Origin of the sequence: Luteitalea sp., from assembly GCF_022842525.1 — a bacterium.
Classification (GTDB): domain Bacteria; phylum Acidobacteriota; class Vicinamibacteria; order Vicinamibacterales; family Vicinamibacteraceae; genus Luteitalea.
The window spans coordinates 1-4,428 of the sequence record NZ_JALHPM010000314.1 but is presented as its reverse complement, the minus strand read 5'-3'; the positions used below and the strand labels follow the sequence as shown (position 1 = coordinate 4,428).

At 66.0% G+C, this 4,428-nt stretch carries 3 protein-coding genes; 1 reads left to right on the top strand and 2 read right to left on the bottom strand.

The window, feature by feature from the left end; genetic code table 11:
* Positions 1 to 1,052: 1,052 nt before the first annotated feature.
* Positions 1,053 to 2,078: an IS110 family transposase gene (locus Q0C41_RS30060; RefSeq protein ID WP_291990486.1), complete on the bottom strand. Its 1,026-nt coding sequence runs from the start codon at positions 2,076 to 2,078 to the stop codon at positions 1,053 to 1,055.
* 166 nt (positions 2,079 to 2,244) lie between these two features.
* Between Q0C41_RS30060 and Q0C41_RS30055 the strand changes: the two genes are divergently transcribed.
* Positions 2,245 to 2,997, top strand: a complete 753-nt coding sequence (locus Q0C41_RS30055; RefSeq protein ID WP_291990484.1) for a hypothetical protein — start codon at positions 2,245 to 2,247, stop codon at positions 2,995 to 2,997.
* 28 nt (positions 2,998 to 3,025) lie between these two features.
* Here the strand turns inward: Q0C41_RS30055 and Q0C41_RS30050 are convergent, their stop codons facing one another.
* Complete coding sequence (locus Q0C41_RS30050) at positions 3,026 to 4,222, bottom strand: IS481 family transposase (RefSeq protein ID WP_291990482.1); 1,197 nt, start codon at positions 4,220 to 4,222, stop codon at positions 3,026 to 3,028.
* Positions 4,223 to 4,428: the final 206 nt, after the last annotated feature.

Genomic DNA, 4,428 nt, shown 5'->3' with positions numbered 1-4,428 from the left:
ACAAACGTGAGCCGTTCCTTGCTGACATTCGTCTCCATCCAGGGCATCCTCCTGGTGTAAACGATGTGCCCGGACTTCTGTATACGATCTACCCGGTCTGTACCGTCCGGCGGGCTAACACGCGCCTGAACCCGGCGGCGGTCCGCTTGTGTGGCATCATCCGGGCATCGCGGCGCCGCGGGTTAGGCGCCGTCCGTTAGACCGACTGAACCACGATGACCACAACACGAGCCGACTGGCGAATCGTTGCTCTACTCTGGTTGGTTCCAGTCATCGTGGGATGTGCCGACCCACGTGCGCCCTCCCTCCGTGGAATCGACGAGTGCACGTTGGGAGCGATCGAGTCCGTGCGGCAGGGCGAAGGACGCGTGGTGACTGAATGTGCGCTTCAAGCCCCGTGGGCTCTGGTTGGGCTACCCGGTCGAAGACTGACGACAGAAGAGCTACAGACGGCCGGCTTGTCTAGAACTCTTGCAGAAATGCTCGCCAAGTCAGACACCGACAAGGATCGGTGGTGTGTCGTGCAGGAGTTCAAGCAGCCTCCACCCTCGACCGATCTTGAAGTGAGTGAGATTCCCATCGCGAACACCCAGTGCAACACAACTGAGTTGGTGATTCCAGAGATCGTCTACACCTCTGCTACCCGGATTCGCTTGGCAATCATTCGCTCGTCGTCTGGGCAAGCAACCCTTGGCACTCTCGAGCCCTTCTAGCGTGTGGCTGGAACGTTTAACTGACACGCGGTCTAACCACCGTATCTGGACTCCTCCGTCAAGCACGTAGACAGATCGATAGCGCTCCCGACGTCTTCCCCTTCCCGCGTGTGCCGGAGGCGCCTCGCGCGCAGCGCGAGAAGTGCGGACCGCAGTCGTATCTTCGGCCTCTCAGTGGAGCGGCGGCGCTCCGGGCCAGCAGGGCATCCGCGCGCGGGGGACCAATCGCTTGGAACGGCCTCGAAGGGCCACGGAAGTTATCGGTCTGTCCCCGCGCCGGTCCGACCGGTGTGCCTGCACAACGAGGCGATCCTCCGGTGAGAGCGTGGCGCGTATCGCCTAGGTCGGGCGGTCGCCACCCGTGTACGGCAGCTGCCGGCTCCAGACGGCCCAGGCGATGCGCGCGAGTTTATTGGCCACCGCGACGGCGGCGACGTTGTGGCCGCGGCGCTGCTCGGTGCGCAGCGCCCACGTGCGGAGGCCATCCGTCGCGGCCTTGCCCTTGGCGCTCCACAGGACCGACCGGCCGCCGTGGATCAAGAGCATGCGCAGATAGGTGTCACCGCGCTTGCTGATCGCCCCCAGTCGTCGGCGCTCGCCTGACGACGTTTCCGTCGCTGTCAGCCCGAGAAAGCTGGCGAAATGCCGGCCCGTCGGGAATCGGCGGATATCCCCGACCGCGGCGACTAACGCCGTGGCCGTGATCACGCCCACGCCCGGCACCGTTTGCAGCAGCGTGGCCTCCGGCGACTGCCGCGCCAGCGCGGTGAGCTGCTGGTCAACGCCGTGGATCGTCGCCTCGAGTGTCCGGATCTCCTCGGCGATCGTCACGAGTACTGGCCGCAACGTGGGCGGCACACGGTCGTCGTCCGTCAGCGACTGCATCATCGGCACCACATGCTGCGCCCCGAGGGGAATCGTGATCCCAAACTCGCGCAGCAGGCCGCGCACCGTGTTGAGCCGGGCCGTGCGCGTGGCCAGCCACGTGGATCGCACGCGATGCAGGGAGGCGATCATCTGCTGGTCTACGGTCTTGACCGGCACGGCGCGAATCTCATCGTTGCGCGCCGCTTCGAGGAGCGCTTTCGCATCGCCGCGGTCGGTCTTGTCGCGCCGCACATAGCGATGCACGTCGTGGGCGGGCAGCAAGCGCACGTCATGGCCGCACTGCTGGAGCTGGCGGGCCCAATGGTGCGCGCTGCCGCAGGCTTCGAGCAAGACGGTCGCCGGGGGGTGCTGCGCGAAGAATGTCAGGAATCGCGCGCGCGGCAGGCGGCGTTCGAGGCTCACCTGGCCCGCGCGGTGCGAGACGGCGACCTGAAAGACTGACTTGGCGAGATCGACGGCGATCGTCGTAGACTCCATCGGACTCCTCCTGGCCCTGGCCCTCGAGGCCGTGAACGGTGGCACGATGATGCCGCACTGCCTGAAGGAGTCCATCCCATCACTTGCAGCCGACGGCGCCCGGGCGTTGTGGCATCATGCGGGCAGTCGGGCGCCGCGGCTGAAGCGGCGTCGTTAGGCAGACACGATGAGAATGCGCATCTGCAGTGCAGCAACGCTGGTCGTAATGCAATGCGCCGTAATTGGCGCGGCTCAGCCGCCGCTCGCGGCCGCGCAGGGTGTTGGGTGGATCGGGTTGTACACTGCCGAACTCGTCGATTGGCTAGAGAACGAAAACCGCCTCGGAACACTCTGCTCAGCGCATCGCCCGGAGAGCCAGCCATGGCACGCGTGCCGTGAGCAGTACCTGTTGCCCAAGGTGATGGTGCTGCGCCTGAGAAAAGAACCCCGCAAGCCGGCGGCCCTTGCTGGCGACTTGATCGTGGAGGCGATGCCCGGGAGGGGGCTGCGAGCCTACTACGTGCCAGCAGAGGGCGGCGCGGCAGTGCCATTCGTCCCGGACATTCTGGATGGCGACTGGAGCTATGGGCCATTCTTTGAGCATTCGATCGTCCAGCAACGAGGCTCGTGGGTCCGATTGCCGGAGGAGCCTCTGCCGAAGGGCACATGGCTTGACATCGCGGACCTCGGCCCGGGGAAGACGCCGACATGGCTTCAACCTGAGGACATTGTCGAAAGTCCTCAAGGTGACCTGTTCGTGCTCGGCGTCACTGAGGGGCGCGTACGAGCGCGACCAGAACAGGAGCGTGACATGTGGTGCGACAGCAGCGAGACACGGCCAGCTCTCAGCCCCTTCCGCGAGGTCACGCTGGGCCCCTCTGACCTGTATACGGCCACAGGCCATCTCCGGCTGCGATTGAAATACACAAGAGGTTGCTGACTGAACGGCCGGGGAGATAGGTAACACTTCAGTCCGGGGACATGGGTGACACTTGTCTCCGGCGTTTGCGGCCGAGCGCATCTTCGATCCGGCCGTCTCGTTCGTCAAGGCGGCCCAGGCAGAGCGGGCCGAAGTGCACGTCCCAGAGTCCGTCGTCGACTTCGTGCAGGCCGACGTGCTCGCCCGCGAGGACGTGACTCACGTTGATCCACGTGTGATGCCAGCGAATGCCGCCGTTGTTGCTGACGCGTCGCACTTCGTAGTGCGCGGGATACTCGATCGCCGGCACCTGCTCGGGGAAGGGGCGCGGCGACGCCGTGAAGCGCGAGGCCGGCGTATCTTGCGCCAACGCTTCATGCGGGCGCTCGTGGTTGTATTCCTGCCGGAACGCGCCGAAGCGGCGCTGCTGCGCCGCCAGCGTGGCGTGGGGCGGACGCGCGGTCTCGCGCTTGAGCGTGCGATGAAAGCGCTCGTGCCGGCCGTTCTGCTGCGGCGACGCCGGTTCGATGAGTTCGGGATAGATGCCGAGGCGGATCCACCACACCGCGAGCTGTGAGAGTCGGCCGAGGGCGGTCGTGGCGAAGGGCACGCCGTTATCCGAGCGCATGATCTGCGGTAACCCGTACGTGCGAAACAACTGCGTCAGCACGGCCCGTGTGGGCGGCATGGCGGTGGTGCGCAGCGCCTGGCAGGCCAGCAGAAAGCGACTGTAGCCGTCCATCACGGTGAGCGGATAGCAGTAGTGGCCGTCGCCGGTGCGGAAGTGCCCTTTGAAGTCGATCGTCCAGATCTCGTTCGGCGCGGTCATCGGCGTGCGCGGGCGGCCGGGGTGCCCTGGGCGTCGCACACGTCGCGGCGACACCACCAGCCCATGACGGGCGAGGACGTCGGCCGCGGTGCTCCGCGCCGGCCACGTGATCTCGGGATGGCGCTGTCCCAGCACGTGCAGCAGCTTCTTGGGCCCCCACGTCGGGTGGCGGCGTCGCAGCGTCAGCAGCGCCTCAATCGTCGCGGGCGCCGTCGCCTGCGGGCACGAGTGTGGTCGGCGGCTCTGGTCCTGCAGGCCGGCCGTGCCCGCCCGCTCGAAGCGCGCGATCCACTTGTAGGCCGTCTTGCGGCTCACGCCCGCGCGCTCTGCGAGCGCAGCGAGGGGCACCAGGCCGCGCTGGTACTCGGCCACCAGCTGTCGTCGTTCCATCATGGGCGAGGTCTCCAGCCACGGCATGCGCGCTCCTCTCGAAGCGCTCAGTCTGGCGCGAGGTGTTACCCATGTCCCTGGACCGTTGTGTTACCTATGTACCCGGACCGTACCGATTGAACGGACGGGATGATCGTTGACAGAAGTCCGGCAACATCGTTTACACCTTACTTGCCGGGCTTCGTTCCAGTAATTCGCGACGTGCGCTCGTCGATCTTCCCGAGCAGCGTGCG

Excerpts from the sequence above, each read along its gene's own strand:
- Q0C41_RS30055 (WP_291990484.1), top strand. The coding sequence starts at position 2,245 with ATGAGAATGCGCATCTGCAGTGCAGCAACGCTGGTCGTAATGCAATGC.
- Q0C41_RS30050 (WP_291990482.1), bottom strand. The coding sequence starts at position 4,222 with ATGCCGTGGCTGGAGACCTCGCCCATGATGGAACGACGACAGCTGGTG.
- Q0C41_RS30060 (WP_291990486.1), bottom strand. The coding sequence starts at position 2,078 with ATGGAGTCTACGACGATCGCCGTCGATCTCGCCAAGTCAGTCTTTCAG.